Origin of the sequence: Streptomyces sp. ACA25 (assembly GCF_028200735.1) — a bacterium.
In the GTDB taxonomy this organism is placed as follows: domain Bacteria; phylum Actinomycetota; class Actinomycetes; order Streptomycetales; family Streptomycetaceae; genus Streptomyces.
In genome coordinates this window covers 54,465-71,016 of the sequence record NZ_JAQKPV010000007.1, presented here as the reverse complement: position 1 = coordinate 71,016, position 16,552 = coordinate 54,465, and the positions used below count along the sequence as shown (strand labels likewise).

12 protein-coding genes are annotated in these 16,552 nt (G+C 70.6%); 7 read left to right on the top strand and 5 right to left on the bottom strand.

The features are described from left to right. The first annotated feature begins 157 nt into the window (after positions 1-157). The 5 genes from PJ985_RS12900 (at position 158) to PJ985_RS12880 (ending at position 8,689) form a co-directional block, all read left to right on the top strand. Positions 158-1,699 carry a hypothetical protein gene (locus PJ985_RS12900; protein WP_271683847.1) on the top strand — a complete coding sequence of 514 codons (1,542 nt, stop codon included), beginning with the start codon at positions 158-160 and terminating at the stop codon, positions 1,697-1,699. 109 nt (positions 1,700-1,808) lie between these two features. Beyond that, a complete protein-coding gene (locus PJ985_RS12895) occupies positions 1,809-2,984 on the top strand; it encodes a serine hydrolase domain-containing protein (protein ID WP_271683846.1) in 1,176 nt (391 codons plus the stop codon). A 258-nt stretch (positions 2,985-3,242) separates the two neighbouring features. Continuing rightward, complete coding sequence (locus PJ985_RS12890) at positions 3,243-4,721, top strand: NCS2 family permease (RefSeq protein WP_271683845.1); 1,479 nt, start codon at positions 3,243-3,245, stop codon at positions 4,719-4,721. Positions 4,722-5,031: 310 nt separating this feature from the next. Then, positions 5,032-6,552, top strand: a complete 1,521-nt coding sequence (locus PJ985_RS12885; RefSeq protein ID WP_271684033.1) for an aldehyde dehydrogenase (NADP(+)) — start codon at positions 5,032-5,034, stop codon at positions 6,550-6,552. Between the two features lie 175 nt (positions 6,553-6,727). Next, positions 6,728-8,689 carry a PhoX family protein gene (locus tag PJ985_RS12880; protein ID WP_271683844.1) on the top strand — a complete coding sequence of 654 codons (1,962 nt, stop codon included), beginning with the start codon at positions 6,728-6,730 and terminating at the stop codon, positions 8,687-8,689. 53 nt (positions 8,690-8,742) lie between these two features. Here PJ985_RS12880 and PJ985_RS12875 read toward each other — a convergent pair whose 3' ends face one another. The 5 genes from PJ985_RS12875 to ectA form a co-directional block, all read right to left on the bottom strand. After that, entirely contained in the window at positions 8,743-10,248 is a 1,506-nt protein-coding gene (locus PJ985_RS12875; RefSeq protein WP_271683843.1) for an SLC13 family permease, read from the bottom strand. A 222-nt stretch (positions 10,249-10,470) separates the two neighbouring features. Then, entirely contained in the window at positions 10,471-11,370 is a 900-nt protein-coding gene (thpD, locus tag PJ985_RS12870) for an ectoine hydroxylase (protein WP_271683842.1), read from the bottom strand. A 97-nt stretch (positions 11,371-11,467) separates the two neighbouring features. Beyond that, a complete protein-coding gene (locus PJ985_RS12865) occupies positions 11,468-11,872 on the bottom strand; it encodes an ectoine synthase (protein ID WP_271683841.1) in 405 nt (134 codons plus the stop codon). Positions 11,873-11,918: 46 nt separating this feature from the next. Then, positions 11,919-13,187, bottom strand: a complete 1,269-nt coding sequence (gene ectB, locus PJ985_RS12860) for a diaminobutyrate--2-oxoglutarate transaminase (RefSeq protein ID WP_271683840.1) — start codon at positions 13,185-13,187, stop codon at positions 11,919-11,921. Between the two features lie 57 nt (positions 13,188-13,244). Continuing rightward, entirely contained in the window at positions 13,245-13,754 is a 510-nt protein-coding gene (ectA, locus tag PJ985_RS12855; protein ID WP_271683839.1) for a diaminobutyrate acetyltransferase, read from the bottom strand. A 465-nt stretch (positions 13,755-14,219) separates the two neighbouring features. Here ectA and PJ985_RS12850 point away from each other — a divergent pair, with 465 nt between their 5' ends. Next, positions 14,220-15,311, top strand: a complete 1,092-nt coding sequence (locus PJ985_RS12850) for an amidohydrolase family protein (RefSeq protein WP_271683838.1) — start codon at positions 14,220-14,222, stop codon at positions 15,309-15,311. Positions 15,312-15,507: 196 nt separating this feature from the next. Continuing rightward, positions 15,508-16,503: an SCO1860 family LAETG-anchored protein gene (locus PJ985_RS12845; RefSeq protein ID WP_271683837.1), complete on the top strand. Its 996-nt coding sequence runs from the start codon at positions 15,508-15,510 to the stop codon at positions 16,501-16,503. The last annotated feature ends 49 nt before the right edge of the window (positions 16,504-16,552 follow it).

Sequence of the window (16,552 nt, the reverse complement as noted above, 5' to 3'; positions counted from 1 at the left end):
GGCGACACTTCTACGCGCGTAAAGCTCCCCCAGTGCGGGGTACTTGTCAACGGACCCCGGGGGGCGGTGGGGCGGCGTTCCGGTGAACCGGACGTGCGGGCGGAAACGTGTCTAGGCTGGGACCTTCACAGCCCTCCCCCGCTAGGAGCCCACCGTCATGTCCGGTGACGACCGTCCCACCGTGCCGCCCGTGCGGCTGCCCTCCGACGCCGAGCTCGCCCGGGACGCCCTCGCCGCACCGCTGCTCTCCCGTGCGGTGCGGCTCGCCCGCTGGGCGGAGCCCGGTGTCCCGGTCGGAGCCGGCGGTGAGCTGCTGACCGCCGGACTGCGGGAGGCGGTCGGCCGGCTCGGTCTGGACGCCGGGCGGGACGGCGCCGCATTCACCGCCGAGGCATGGAACTTCGCGGTCGACACCGGGCTGGTGGAGATCGAGGAGACCGGTGAGCCCGGGGCCGCGTCCGGGGCGGAGACCGCGAGACCGGAGGGCGAATCCGAGGCCGCGATCGGCACCGCCGCGCCGGGCGAGGAGCTGACCAGGCTGACCGCCGGCGCTCCGGATGACGTGCTGGAGGTCTGGCTCGGTGGTCTGGACGCCGTACTGTCCGACGCCTCCACCCCGAGCTTCGAGGAGCTGATCGGGGACCTCGACGGTGCGCTCGGTGCGGACGGTCGGATCGACCCGGCGGCGATCGATCTCGGCGCCCTGGACTGGGACCCGGACCAGGAAAGCGACTTCCTCGACGGTGCGCTGAGCAATCTCTACCTGCTCGCCGCCACGGACGAGACGGTGGCAGCGGGCGCCATGGTTCCGCTCCCGGTGGTCGCCGCCTCCATGGTGGTTCCCGAGGACATGGACGAGCCCTCCGACAGCGTGCTGGAGGAGGTCTCCGCGACGATGATGAAGCTGGACGGGCAGTTCCGCGTCCTCGCCGACACCGGCGCACTGGACTACCATCCGGTCGATGACGCGCTGATCCTGGACGAGCAGGACGGGGACCCCGGGCCCGGAGTGACGGAGGACGAGGACGAGGACCTCACCCGGTACGGCCAGGTGCGGCTGACCCCGCTCGGGCTGTACGGGGTCCGGCAGCGGATGCTCGACGCCGGGCTGGAGGCCCCGGCCGTCGGCGATCTCTCCGAGGAGGATGCCGGGACGCTGCTGGGGGTGCTCGGGCGCCATCCCGAGACGGCGGCCCGCGCGGAGGCCGAACAGTGGCTGGACGGCCGGGACCAGCTGGCCGCTGCCCGTGACCTGCTGGCCGCTGCCCGCGGCACTGATCCGGAGGGCCCCGCCCGGCGGCTGAGCTGCCAGCTGGTGATGTCCTTGATCGGCGGAGGGGCGGAGCCCGCGGTCCGTGAGGTCCTCGACGACAGCGAGCTGGGGGGCCTCGCCCGGGTCTGGCTCAGTGAGCGAGGGGCGTCCGAAGTGCCCCTGCCGTCCGAGGACATGATTTTCTGGCTGACCATCGACACCCTCGCCGCCCAGCTGTCCCTGTTCGCCGGCGAGGAGGACCCGGTGGAACTGCGTGAGCTGGTGCAGGGTCTGGTGGACCAGCACAGCGGGTTCTTCGACCGGGCCAGGCGCACCGACCACCCCGCGGTGGTCGAGGTGCTGGAGTCCATGGGGCGTCTGCACCCGGACAAGCAGGTGGCCAAAGAGGCCCGCAGGGCGGCGTTCAAGGCCCGCGCCCGCACCTGACGGGGGGCCCGGCTGTCCCCGCCCGCCGAACCGGTTGCGGTGGGCCGGACGGGCAGGCGTTCCGGAACCGGCCGGGAAGCGGTCGGGCAAGAGGGAGAGAGAGCAGCAGATGAGTGCAGTGTCCGGTCGGGTGCAGGGCACGGTGTCGCAGGAGTTCGAGCCGGTCCGGGAGGCCTTCGCCGCCGTCCTGCGGGAACGCCCGGACCACGCCGCGCAGGTCGCGGTCTTCGCCGACGGCGTGCCGGTGGCCGACCTGTGGGGTGGCCCCGATCTCGCCGGGGACGCCCTGCTCGGCGTCTTCTCCTCGTCCAAGGGCGCAGCCGCCCTGGTCGCGGCCCTGCTGCTGCAGGACGGCATCCTCGATGCGGACCGTGAGGTGTCCTACTACTGGCCGGAGTTCGCTGCCGAGGGCAAGGACACCGTGAAGCTGTGGGAGCTGCTCTCCCATCGCGCGGGCGCGGTGGGCACCGAGGCGGGCTTCTCCCTGGAGGAGCTGGCCGACGACCGGACTGTCGCCGAGCGGGTCGCCGCGCACCGTCCGTACTGGCGTCCCGGCTCCGCCTTCGGTTACCACGGCGTCACCCTCGGCGCACTGCTCGGTGAGGTCGTGCTGCGGACCACCGGAAGGTCGCTCCAGGAGTGCTTCGAGCAGCAGTTCCAGCGGCCCCTGGGTCTGGAGTTCTTCCTCGGCCTGCCGGAGCGGTACGAGCCGCGGGTGGCCGGCATCCTGCCGATGCGGCCCACTCCGGAGCAGCGCCGGCAGTGGGAGGCGGCTCTCCCGGTGCCCGACAGCCTGGGTGCGATCGCCGCCAACCTGCACCATCCCGGGGTCCCCGCTCTGGAGGAGCTCCCCAACCACCGCGTCATCAGGGCAGCCGGCCCGGCGTCCTTCGGCGGCGTGGGCAGCGCCCGGGGGCTGGCCCGGATGTATGCCGCGGCGGTCAGCGGAGTGGACGGCCGGCCCCCGCTGCTGGCCGGGGAGACCGTCGCCCGGATCGCCCAGCCGCACTCGGCCGGCCACGACCTGGTGCTGCACATGCACCGCGTCTACGGCCTCGGATTCATGGTGGACCTGCCCTCCCAGGGGGCCGGGGCCTTCGGCCATGACGGTGCCGGGGGTTCGATGGGCTTCGCCGATCCGCGCAGCGGCCTGGCGTTCGGCTATGTGCGCCGCCGCTTCCCGTACCCGGGTGGCGCGGGGCCGGAAGCCGCACGGCTCGCGGCGGTCGCCCGCCGCTGCGCGCTGGCCGCCCGTGGCGCGACTCCGGCGCCCGGCACGGACTGACCGCCCGGCGGGGCCACCGGCACGTCCGCGGCACGCTCCCGGGCGGCCGGCCCCGGGAGTATCCGGCCCGGTGGTATCCGGTCCCTGGGAGTACCGGACCGGCTGCGCTCCGGATCCGGCCTCGCGTACCGGCTCGCCGGAACGGCTCGATTGGATAACGGAGCGGCATCGGGTGGTCCGGAGAAACCTGGAGGAAATCTTTGAGCAGGGAGAATCCCTCCGTTCGCACTCCCCGTCACCCAGCGCCGAAGGTCCCCGATGCCGAAACCGCCCGAATCCTCTGAGCCGGCCGCAGCACCGGAGACGTCCGGCCCGGACGGCCGCTCCGCACACCTGCGGCGTGTCGACGAGTTCTTCCAGATCTCCGCACGCGGCACCACCTTCGCCCGGGAGAGCCGCGGCGGCCTGGTCACGTTCTTCACCATGGCCTACATCCTGGTGCTCAACCCGATCATCCTGGGCGGCGCCCAGGATGTGAACGGGGACGTCCTCGATTTCGGTCAGCTGGTGACCGTCACCGCGCTGGTGGCGGCGATGATGACGGTGCTGATGGGCGTCACCGCGAACCTGCCGCTGGCGCTCGCCGCCGGGCTCGGGCTCAACGCCATGGTGGCCTACCAGATCGCCCCGCTGATGACCTGGCCCGAGGCCATGGGACTGGTGGTGCTCGAGGGCATCCTGATCTGTGTGCTCGCCGCCACCGGGCTGCGCGAAGCGGTGATGCACGCCATCCCGCTCCAGCTGAAGCAGGCGATCAGCGTGGGCATCGGCCTGTTCATCGCCTTCATCGGTTTCATCAACGCCGGTTTCGCCACCCGGATCCCGGGTGAGGAGGGCTCGGTGCCGGTGGAGCTGGGCACCGGCGGGCAGCTGGCGGGCTGGCCGGTGTTCGTCTTCACCCTCGGTGTGCTCCTCACCCTGGCCCTGCTGGCCCGCCGGGTGAAGGGCGCCATCCTGCTGAGCATCGTCGCCATGACGGTGCTGGCCGTCGTCATCCACGCGCTCGCCGACATCGACGACAGTGAGTGGGGCCTCACGGTGCCCGAGGTGCCGGCCCAGCTGGTCGCCGCCCCGGACTTCGGCCTGGTGGGCGCCTTCAGCCTCTTCGGAGCCATCGGGCAGGTCAGCATCATCACCGTGGTGCTGCTCGTCTTCACTCTCTTCCTGACCGACTTCTTCGACACCATGGGAACGGCCGTGGGCGTCACCAACAAGGCCGGACTCCTGGACGAGCAGGGCCGCGTCCCGCGCCTGGGCCGGCTGCTCTTCGTGGACGGGCTGGCCACGGTGGCCGGCGGCGCCGCCTCGGCGTCCTCCAACACCTCCTACGTGGAGTCCGCGGCGGGCGTCGGTGAGGGCGCGCGGACCGGCTTCGCGAACCTTGTCACCGGCGGTCTGTTCGTCCTGGCGCTGTTCTTCGCGCCGCTGGCCGCCGTGGTGCCGTCACAGGCCGCCGCTCCTGCCCTGGTCGCCGTCGGGTTCCTGATGATGACTCAGGTCAGCCGCGTGGACTGGGCCCACTACGACCTGGCGATTCCCGCCTTCGTCACCATCGCCGTGATGCCGTTCACCTACTCGATCACCAATGGCATCGGCGCCGGCTTCATCGCCTACGTGGTGGTGAAGGTGGTGGTCGGCAAGGCCCGCGAGGTGCACTGGCTGCTGTGGGCGACTTCCGCGCTGTTCGTCGTCTACTTCGCGATCAATCCGATCGAGCAGCTCCTCGGCGTGCGCTGACCCCGCTGCTGGCGTGGAAGTCTCCCGGCGCACGGGGTGCTGCCGGCGGACGAGTCGCCCGGTCCATTTGCTCTGCGGATGCCCCAGGGGGCGGGGTCTTCCTCCGGTGCGGTGGCCGCCGCCTTCCAGCCGGTGTCCTCGGGGCGCAGGGCGCTGCGCAGGAAGGCGGTGGTGAGGAGCGCGTTCGCCTGCAACCGCTTGCAGGAGGGCGCGGTCCCCTATAGGGTCCGGGCAGGCATTCGCATGTGCAGATACCGTTCGTGATTTCGAACAGCCCTGTCCAGCAGAGGAGTACGCGGTGGCAGAAGCAGTGTGGAGCGTGGACCCGCGAACCGGGGAACAGCGGGAGCAGGTCGGCACCGAGTCGACTGCCGCCGATGTCGACGCGGCCGTCCGGGGAGCCGCCGCGGCTGTCCCGGGGCTCGCCGGCCGGGACGCCAGGATCGCGCTGCTGCGGGCGGCCGCGGACCGGCTGGAGGCCGAGGCGGAGGAGATCGTGCGGACCGCCGATGCCGAGACCGCGCTGGGCGGACCCCGGCTGCGGGGTGAGCTCGGCCGGACCACCGGCCAACTGCGGGCGTTCGCCGACGAGGTGGCCGACGGCGGCTTCCTCGGCGTCATCATCGACCACGCCGACGCGACCCTCACCCCGCCCCGGCCGGACCTGCGCCGCTACCGTGTCCCGCTGGGACCCGTGGCCGTGTACGCCGCCTCCAACTTCCCACTGGCCTTCTCCGTACCGGGCGGAGACACTGCCAGCGCGCTGGCCGCGGGCTGCCCCGTCGTGGTGAAGGCCCACCCCGGCCATCCGGCCACCTCCGCGCTCTGCGGAGCCGCGCTGCGCCGGGCCGCGGCGGACGCAGGCCTGGACGAGAACACCGTCAGCGTGGTGTACGGCTTCGACGCCGGGGTCGAGCTCGTCCAGCACCCCCTGGTGGCTGCCGCGGGGTTCACCGGATCGGTGCGCGGGGGCCGGGCCCTGTTCGACCTCGCCGCCGCACGCCCGGTGCCCATCCCGTTCCACGGAGAGCTCGGCAGCCTCAACCCGGTCGTGATCACCCCGGCCGCAGCAGAGGAGCGTGCCGACGGAATCGGTGCCGGCCTCGCCGGGTCGATGACGCTCGGCACCGGGCAGTTCTGCACCAAGCCGGGGCTCGTCCTCGCCCCGGAGGGCACCGCGGGTGACGCGCTGCTGAAGGCGCTGGGTGAGCGCGTCGCCGAGGCCGCCGAGGGGGTGCTCCTCGACGGCCGGATGCGGGACGCCTTCCTGGAGGGGGTCCGCGCCCGCACCGCCCTGCCGGAGGTGGACGCGCCGGTCGCCGCGGGAACGGGCACCGCGCCGCGCGGCGTCACCCCGGGATTCCTCACCGTTCCCGCCGCACGGCTGGCCCAGGACGGACCGCACGAGCTGCTGCTGGAGGAGTGCTTCGGCCCGCTCACCGTCGTCGCCCGGTACCGGAGCCCCGAGGAGGTCAGTGCCGTCCTGTCCCGGCTGCCCGGCAACCTGACCGCCACCCTGCACCTCGGCGACCAGGAAAGCGCGGACGGCGGTGAGGACGCCGTACGGTTGCTGGCCGAGCTCACCCCGGTCGCCGGCCGGGTGCTGGTCAACGGCTGGCCCACCGGCGTCGCCGTCGCCGCCGCGCAGCAGCACGGCGGCCCCTACCCGGCGACCACCTCCACCTCCACCTCGGTCGGTGCCACCGCCGTCGAGCGCTGGCTGCGCCCGGTGACCTATCAGGACACCCCCGAGGCGCTGTTGCCGCCGGAGCTGCGTGCGGACAACCCGCTCGGCCTGCCGCGGCGGGTCGACGGGCAACGGGAGGGCTGACCGCACTTCCGGGGCCCCGGCTGCGGCAGTCGGGGGATTCGGCTCGGCCGTATGTGCGGAGGTGGCATGGCGTTCACTTTGTCGGCCTCCCTGCTTCACTGACGGCTCCTAGCCTCGCGGCAACACCCCTTCACCCCCCGTTGCCGCGGGGCCACGAGCACAGTGAGGACGGCCGATGTCAGCACAGCGCCCGGCGTTTCCCGAGACCGACCCGGACGAGATCAGCTCCAACCCTTCCGGAAACCGGTCGTTCCGGGAGGTCGTGGAGACACACATGTCCCGCCGCGCGGCCCTCCGTGGCGGCACCGCGGCCGCCGCGGCGTTTCTCTCCGCAGGATCCCTTCTCGGCACCGGTCAGGCCGCCGCCGTCGGCCGACCGGAGAGCATGGCGGGGGCCCGCCCGGGTTCCGGGAAGAGCGGCCTGCTCGGCTTCGCGCCGGTCCCCACCTCCACCGCCGACACCGTCGTGGTCCCCGAGGGATACGAGGTGCGGACCCTGATCCCCTGGGGCACTCCGCTCCGGCCGGGCGGCCCCGCCTGGCGGAAGGACGGCTCCAACACGAGCGCCGAACAGGCCCAGCAGATCGGCATGCACCACGACGGCATGCACTTCTTCCCGCTCGGACGCGGCCGGGAGGGCAACCGGCGGGGGTTGCTGGTGCTCAACCACGAGTACGTCGACCAGCGGCTGCTGTTCCCCGACGGACCCGAGGAGATGACCGCGGACAAGGTCGCCAAGGCGCTGGCCGCGCACGGTGTCAGCGTGGTGGAGATCGCCCTCGTCGACGGCGAGTGGCAGGTCGTCGACTCCCGCTACGCCCGCAAGGTCACCGGCTCCACCCCGGTCGAGTTCTCCGGCCCGGTCCCCGCCGACCACCCGAAACTGCGGGCCGCCGATCCGCCGGCGGGCACCCTGAACAACTGCTCGCACGGCGTCACCCCCTGGGGGACCTATCTCACCTGTGAGGAGAACTGGAACGGCTACTTCGGCACCGAGGACCCGTCCTGGCGGCCCACCGAGGAACAGGCCCGGTACGGCGTGTCCGCGACCGGGGCGGGCTACCGCTGGCACCTGGCTGACCCGCGCTTCGACCTCGCCGTCAACGGGAACGAGCCGAACCGCTTCGGCTGGATCGTCGAGATCGACCCGAAGAAGCCCCACTCGACGCCGGTCAAGCGGACCGCGCTGGGCCGGTTCAAGCACGAGGGCATGACCCTCACCGAGTCGCGCGGCCGGATCGTCGGCTACTCGGGTGACGACCAGAACGGCGACTACCTCTACAAGTTCGTCGGCGACGCGCCCTGGCGGACGCACCGCGCCCGTGGCCGCAGCCCGCTGGACCACGGCACCCTGTACGTTGCTCGCTTCGAGGACGACGGAACCGGCAGCTGGCTGCCGCTGGTCTTCGGACAGGGCCCGCTCACCGCGGAGAACGGATGGGAGGACCAGGCCGACGTGTTGCTGCGCACCCGCCAGGCGGCGGACGCGCTGGGCGCCACCCGGATGGACCGCCCCGAGTGGGTCGCGGTCAACCCGAAGAACCGGGACGTCTACTGCACCCTCACCAACGGCGCCGGCTGGGACGGTGCGGTCAACCCCCGGAAACCCAACCCCTACGGCCACATCGTCCGGTGGGCGGAGAAGAACCGCGATCACACCGCCACCATGTTCACCTGGGACATCTTCGTACTGGCCGGTGACCCCGCCTACGACGGGCAGGTGACCCTGACCGACAGCAGCATTTTCGGCTCGCCCGACGGTCTGTGGTTCGACGCGGACGCCCGGCTGTGGATTCAGACCGACGTCTCCAACAGCTCGCAGACCCTGGCCGAACGCGGCTACGACAACATCGGCAACAACGCCATGCTGGCGGCCGACCCGAGGACCGGTGAGATCCGGCGCTTCCTGACCGGGCCGCGCGGCAGCGAGATCACCGGGGTGATCACGACCCCGGACCAGCGGACGATGTTCGTCAACGTTCAGCACCCCGGTGAGTCCAGCGCGGCCTGGGGCACCCCGTCCCCGCAGAACCCGCGCGCGGTCAGCAACTGGCCGGACTTCGACCCCGAGGGCCGGCCCCGCTCGGCCACCCTCGTCATCCGCCGCACGGACGGCGGCGTGATCGGCGCCCCCTGAACGCCGCCGGCCCGGTCCGGCGGGTGCACCGCCGGACCGAGCCGGAAAAGGGCTCAGAGGCTGATGCCGAAGACGATGATGCCCAGCGTGTAGACCGCGAAGGTGACGAGCACGACGCCGATCATGTTCAGCAGGACACCGCCGCGGATCATCTGTGCGATGGTGACCTGCCCCGAGCCGAACACCACCGCGTTCGGGGGAGTCGCCACCGGCAGCATGAAGGCACAGGTCGCCGCGAGGGCAACGGGGAGCAGCAACAGCATCGGGTCCAGCCCGAGGCCGCCGGCCACGCCCGCCATGATGGGCAGGAAGGTCGCGGTGGTCGCGGTGTTGCTGGTGAGCTCGGTGAGCAGGAGGACCAGCAGGCCGACGGCGAACACGAGCAGCACCGTGGGCCAGACGTCGAGCCCGGTGACCCGGTCACCGATCCACGGCCCGAGGCCGACCGTGCTGCCGTCCTCCGTCTCCCGGGTGAACTGCCCCGACAGGCTCAGGCCGCCGCCGAAGAGCAGCAGGATGCCCCAGGGGAGGTTCTTGGTGTCCTCCCACTCCAAGGACCGCTGCCTGCGGTCGGCGGTGACCGGAAGGGCGAACAGCAGCAGCGCGGCGGTCATGGCGATCACCCCGTCATCGATCAGCCCCGCCCACTCCCAGACATCCGCCAGCTGGGGCATCACCATCCAGCTGACGGCTGCGAAGACGAACACCGCCAGAACCGTCCACTCGGCGCGGCCGATGGGTCCCAGCTCACGGCGGCGCTCCTGGATGAGTTCCCGGCCGCCGCTGACCTCGGTGATCCGCGGCCGGAACGCCACCTTGGTCAGGACCAGCCAGGCGATCACCAGGAAGACCGCGGCGATGGGGACCCCGAACTGCATCCACTGGAAGAAGCTGATCCGGATGTCGAGGTTCTCGTCCGCGTATCCGCGCAGCAGGGTGTTGGGCGGCGTGCCGATCACGGTGCCCAGGGAGCCGATCGACGCGGCGTAGGCGATGCCCAGCATCAGAGCGGTGGCGAAGTTCGGGTCACGCTGCCCGTCCCCGAGCTGAGCCATGAGGCCGAGCACGGCGATACCGATGGGCAGCATCATCACCGCTGTGGCGGTGTTCGAGATCCACATGCTCAGAAAGGCGGTGGCGAGCATGAAGCCGCCGATCATCCGCACCGGACTGGTGCCCACCACGCTCACCGTGGCGAGCGCGAACCGGGTGTGCAGGTTCCAGCGCTGCATCGCGATCGCGATGATGAACCCGCCCATGAACAGGAAGATGACCGGGTTGGCGTAGGGCGGAGCCACCACTCCGATGGGGGCGACGTCCAGGGCGGGGAACGCCACCAGCGGCACCAGTGCGGTGGCGGGCAGCGGCAGCGCCTCGGTCATCCACCAGACCGCCATGAGAGTGGCGACGGCGGCGACGTTCTTGTCGCCGGATTCCAGGGTATCGGGCAGGAGCGTGCGGACCAGCAGGGCCAGCGCGACACCGGCGGCCAGACCGATCCACTGCCGGGGCAGCACACCGGTGCCAGGGGTTTCCTTCTCGAGCGCTATGGACGGCACATCTCATCCCAGGTTGATGGTCAACCTGGAGAATCTCCCACCACACCCGCCCAATGATCAAGAGGGCGGCGATGAGGAACTGCAGTGCTGTCCGCACGGGGTACGGCCCCCGCGGGCGGGAGCAGCGTGGCCGTACGCGTTCCTGCCCACGCATACGGCCACGCTGACGGTGCCCGGGGCTACCGCGGTGCGGTTCCCGGCTGCCGTGCGGTCACCGGCGGATTATCGGACCGGGGTGAAATCCCGCGCCCCGATGAAATCGGGACGGCGGACCGGAGCGGCGAACGGCTCGACCGCGGTGTTCTCCACGCTGTTGAACACGATGAAGACGTTGCTGCGCGGGTGCGGGGTGATGTTGTCACCGGACCCGTGCATCGCGTTGCAGTCGAACCAGACCGCCGAACCCGCCTTGCCGGTGAACAGCCGGATGGAATGGGCTTCCGCCATCTTGGTCAGCTGTTCGTCGGACGGTGTGCCGGCGTCCTGCATTTGCAGGGACTTCTTGTAGTTGTTCTTCGGTGTGGCGCCGGCACAGCCGAGGAACGTCCGGTGGGACCCGGGCATGATCATCAGCCCGCCGTTTGTCGCGTAGTTCTCGGTCAGAGCGATCGAGACGGACACGGTCCTCATGTTCGGCAGGCCGTCCTCGGCGTGCCAGGTCTCGAAGTCCGAGTGCCAGTAGAAGCCGGTGGCGCCGAACCCGGGCTTCACGTTGATCCTGCTCTGGTGGACGTAGACGTCCGAGCCGAGGATCTGCCGGGCCCGTCCGACGACCCGGGGGTCGCGCACCAGACGGGCGAACACGTCGCTGATCTTGTGGACTTCGAATACTGTCCTGATGTCCTGGGTCTGCGGCTCCACGATGGAGCGCTCGTCGGCGCGCATCACGGGGTCGTTGGTCAGACGGGCGAGCTCCCTGCGGTAGACCTCCACTTCTTCCGCAGTGATCAGCTCGTCGATGGCCAGGAAACCATCGTGCTCGTAGTCGGCCAGGTCGTCCGCCTGGATCGGTCCGGTCGCACCGGGTTCGGACCACACCACCGGGTCCTGGCGCGGAGTAATCACCTCGGTGTTTCCACGCGTCGGATAGAGGTCGATGGTGTGCTCGGGTGCGGTGATCATGGTGCTGCCTTCCTCTCCTCTCGTATGAACCTTTCTTTGAGGGAAGGGCCGGGGAACGCGCGTGGTGCGCGCGTTCCCCGGCCACCTAGTGGTCTTGTCAGACGGCGTCGGGCTCCGTCAGCAACGGGTAGACGCCGTTCTCGTCGTGGTCCTCGCGGCCGGTCACCGGCGGGTTGAAGACACAGAGGACCCGGAAGTCGGTCTTGGCGCGGATGGTGTGCTTCTCGTGTCCGTCCAGGAGGTACATGGTGCCCGGGGTGATCGTGTGCTTCTCGCCGCTCTCGTCGTTGGTGAGCTCGGCCTCTCCTTCTATGCAGAATACGGCTTCTACGTGATTTGCGTACCACATGGAAGTCTCGGTTCCCGCGTAGAGCACGGTTTCGTGCAGGGAGAAGCCCACGCGTTCCTTGGCCAGGATGATGCGCTTGCTGCGCCAGGTGCCGGAAGCGGAGCGGATGTCCCGCTCGGTCCCCTCGATGTCACTGATGGAACGGACGATCACAGTTCTGGTGTGCCTCTCTGTGTGCGTTTCGGAGTGTCGCGGCGGGTCAGGCGGTCTCTCGGACGGCCCGGGCCAGGATGCGCAGGCCCTCGTCCAGCTCCTCCGGGGTGATGGTCAGGGCGGGGAGCAGCTTGACGACCTCGCTCTGCGGGCCGGAGGTCTCCAGCAGGAGTCCCAGCTCGAAGGCGCGCCGGCAGATGGCCGTGGCCCGGTCCGGTCCGGGGAACTCCATGCCCCAGACCAGCCCTCGGCCGCGGTGGTGGACACCGCTCTCGGAGCCCTCGTCGATGATGGCGCGCAGAGCGGCCTCCACCTGCTCGCCGCGGGCGAGGGTCTGCTTCTCCATCTGGCCGTCGCTCCAGTAGGTGTCCAGCGCGGCTGCCGCGGTCACGAACGCCGGGTTGTTGCCGCGGAACGTGCCGTTGTGCTCTCCGGGCTCCCAGACGTCCAGCTCGGGCCGGAAGAGGGTGAGGGCCAGCGGCAGCCCGTAGCCGCCGATGGACTTCGACAGGGTGATGATGTCGGGGGTGATCCCCGCTTCCTCGAAGGAGAAGAAGGGACCCGTCCGGCCGCAGCCCATCTGGATGTCGTCGACGATGAGCAGCATGTCGTGCCGCTTGCAGAGGTCGGCCAGGCTGCGGAGCCACTCGGCACGGGCGACGTTGATGCCGCCTTCACCCTGCACTGTCTCGACGATGACCGCGGCGGGCTTGTTGAGGCCCGACCCCTGGTCCTCCAGCAGACTCTCGAACCAGATGAAGTCGGGAGTCCTGCCGTCCAGGTAGTCGTCGAACGGCATCGGGGTGCCGTGCACCAGGGGGATACCGGCGCCGGCGCGCTTGAAGGCGTTGCCGGTCACGGCGAGTGCGCCCAGCGACATGCCGTGGAAGGCGTTGGTGAAGGACACGATGGACTCGCGCCCCTTGACCTTGCGGGCCAGCTTCAGCGCCGCCTCCACCGAGTTGGTGCCGGTCGGGCCGGGAAACATGACCTTGTGGTCGAGGCCGCGGGGGCGCAGGATGACATCCCGGAAGGACTCCAGGAACGCCCGCTTCGCGGTGGTGGACATGTCCAGGCCGTGCGTCACACCGTCACGCTCGAGGTAGTCGATCAGCGCGCGTTTGAGCACCGGGTTGTTGTGGCCGTAGTTGAGCGTCCCGGCGCCGGCGAAGAAGTCGAGGTACGTGTGGCCGTCCTCGTCGTACATGTAGCTGCCCTGGGCGCGGTCGAAGATGGTGGGCCAGGCACGGCAGTAGCTGCGCACCTCCGATTCCACGGTCTCGAAGACAGTCAGGTCGGGCTGGGTGATGGTCACAGCATGCTCCTGGGGGGTGAAAATTCGCGAGTGTGAGGCAAGGGGCGGGCGGTCTGCTCAGTGCCGGACCAGGCCGGGGATCGGCCCTATCCGGTACAGCACCTCCGGCTCGTGGCCGCTTTCGGGGAACACGTCGGCATCGAGGAGAACGTCGCGGCTGACCGCGGCGGCGTGGCGCTCGGCGAATGACGTGAACAGCCTGTTGGAGGGAGCGTTGTCCGGAGTGACGGTGGTCTCCATGACCTCGACGCCCAGCTCCTCGCCGGTGCGCGCGACCAGACCGTCAAGCATCGCGGCGGCGAGGCCGCGGCCGCGGTGTGCGTGATCCACGGCGACCTGCCAGACGAACAGCGTGCGCGCTTGCTGCGGGCGGAGGTAGCCGGTGATGAAGCCGGCCGGCTCTCCGGCGGTGTCGCGGGCCACCACCGAGGTGGTGGCGTAATCGCGGCACCACAGCAAGTAGCTGTAGGACGAGTTGAGGTCCAGCACCTGGGAGTCGCGGGCGATGCGCCAGAGCGCGGCTCCGTCGTCGAGGCGTGGAGTGTCGAGCTTCAGTCCCTCAGGCATTTCCAGGAAGTCACTACGGGCACCGGCATGATCTGCTTGTGCGGGGGTCATGCAGATCAAATTTACCGAGCAAAAAGGGAAAGTGCATCGCGAGAAGGGGTTCACAAATGCGCCGAGATGTGTTATCGCCGGGGCAGGCCGGAGTGCCGAAGTGGCGGCGAAATGCCAGGCTTGACCGTTCCATAAAGGGCAAAACGGGCACCTGTGAAGTCAGTCACATCTCTGTAACAACGCTGCGAAGTCAGCAACTCCCGTGGTGAAACCTCTGACACTGCGGAAGATCTGCGTTTGAGGGTGGTATCAGCGGGAAGGAGCTCACGGGCAGCTACCTTGGGCTGACCTTGGAATCATAGGCACCATACACCGCACCAGGGTGTGGGAATGGCTGGGGAAACGAAAAATTTACCCGTGGCCGGCGCGGACCCCTCCACACGGCGCCGGGCCGGCACTTCGTAGGCTGCGGACATGAGTCAGACTCCGGTGATGCATTTCAAGGGCCGCATGCTGACGGGGCCTGGTGAGGTCCGTGACGAACTGTGGGTCGTCGGTGGCCGCGTCACCTTCGAGCGTCCGCGGACGGCCCGGGAGGTCACCACTGTCACCGGGTGGGTGCTGCCCGGACTGGTCGACGCGCACTGCCATGTCGGGCTCGACGCCCATGGGGCCGTGGACGCGGCCACCTCCGAACGGCAGGCGCTGACCGACCGGGACGCGGGCACTCTGCTGATCCGGGACGCGGGCTCGGCGGCCGACACGCGGTGGATCGACGACCGGGAGGATCTCCCGCGCATCATCCGGGCCGGCCGGCACATCGCCCGTACCCGGCGTTACATCCGCAACTTCGCTCACGAGATCGAGCCGGAGGACCTGGCCGCATACGTCCGGCGGGAGGCTCGCCGCGGGGACGGCTGGGTGAAGCTGGTGGGCGACTGGATCGAGCGCTCGGTGGGTGACCTGACGCCGTGCTGGCCGCGCGGGGCGCTGGAGGCGGCCATCGCCGCCGCCCATCAGGAGGGCGCCCGGGTCACCGCGCACTGCTTCGCCGAGGATTCCCTGCGGGATCTGGTGGAAGCCGGCATCGACTGCGTCGAGCACGCCACCGGGCTGACGGAGGACACCATCCCGCTGTTCGCGGAACGGGGCGTGGCGATCGTCCCCACACTGGTCAACATCGACACCTTTCCGCAGCTCGCGGCAGGCGGGGAGCAGAAGTTCCCGCACTGGTCCGCCCATCTGCGGCGGCTGTACGAGCGGCGCTACGACACGGTGCGGGCCGCCTACGACGCGGGGATCGAGATCTTCGTCGGGACCGATGCCGGGGGATCGCTGGCCCACGGGCTGGTGGCGCGCGAGGTCGCCGAGCTGGTGAAGGCCGGCATTCCGGCTGCCGAGGCGCTCTCCGCGACCGCCTGGCGGGCCCGGGAGTGGCTGGGCCGGCCCGGGCTCACCGAGGGAGCTCCGGCCGACCTGGTGCTCTACGCCGCCGACCCCCGGCAGGACGTCGGGGTACTGGCCGACCCGCGTCGCGTGGTCCTGCGGGGGCGTGTCGTCGCCTGAGCGCGCGCGTCCGCGGACGCGGCCGGTGCGGCGGCATTTCGGACAAGCGGTCGAGTTTGACTCGTCCGGGTGAAGATCCGAGAAATTCGGCGGTTGATCGGTTTGAACCGTCAACGATGGCGTGGTCCCGATCGCGGGGCAGGTGGACGCACCGTCCGCCTGCCCCGCGACGCCATTCCTCTGTGGGGGTCCACACGTGCATCACTCTGCTTCCCGCCGCTCCCGAGCACACCGGGCGGCCGTCCTGCTCACCACCGCCACGCTGCTGGGCATCACCGCCCCGGCGTACGCGTCGCAGAGCGACCAGGACCACCAGGGCTCCGCGAGCGCCGCGGTGCTGCGCGCCGACCTGAACGTCGCGCTTCTGAACAAGGCGACCGAGCTGCCGCTCTCGGTCGCGCTGAACGAGGTCTCCGCCCCTCAGGGGGAGGGCACCGCCGAGAAGACGGTGCTGACCGCGGCGCTGGACGGGGTGGACCGGGGCCGTCCCTTCGAGATGCTGCGCGCCGACATTGCCTCGGCCCGTGCAAGCTCGGACGCCGGCCTGGCCTCGGCGGAGGTGCAGCTCGCCGACGTCGCGGTGCATGTGCCCGGCCTGCCGCTGCTGTCCGTCATCGAACTCGAGGCCGTGCAGGCGAAGGCCAGCTGTGCCGCCGGTGAGGCACCGGCCGCCGAGGCGAATGCTCTGGGCGCGGTGCGGGTTCTCGACCAGGAGGTCACGCTGACCGCCGGCGGAGCCACCGAGGTCACGGTTCCGGGCGTCGGAGAGGTGCGGCTGGAGCTCTCCTCCCGGACCACGACGGAGGACACCGCGGCGGCCGCCGCTCTGGAACTCGAGGTGTCCGTGAATCCGCTGGACCTCAATGTGGCCGAGGTCGACGGACGGATCGCGCTGGCCGAGGTCAGCTGCACGACCCCGGCCGGGCTCCCCGACGAGTCCGGTGAGTCCGGTAACCCGGGCGACTCCGGGGACCACGAGGAGACGGAGCAGCCCGTGGACACGGAGGGCGAGGGACCCCGCACCCGGACCGGGGCTCAGGAGGAGGCCGAGGAGACGAACCTCGCCGCCACCGGCGGTGACTCCACCACCCTCTACGCCTCCGGTGCCGCCGCCGCGCTGCTCGGCGCGGGCGGCCTGCTGCTGTTCCTCCGCCGCCGGGCCGCCGCAGCCCGCTCCGCTGCCGGCAGCTGACGGCACCGGGGGGGCCTCCGCTTTCCGGGCCGGGGCGCCCGGAAAGCGG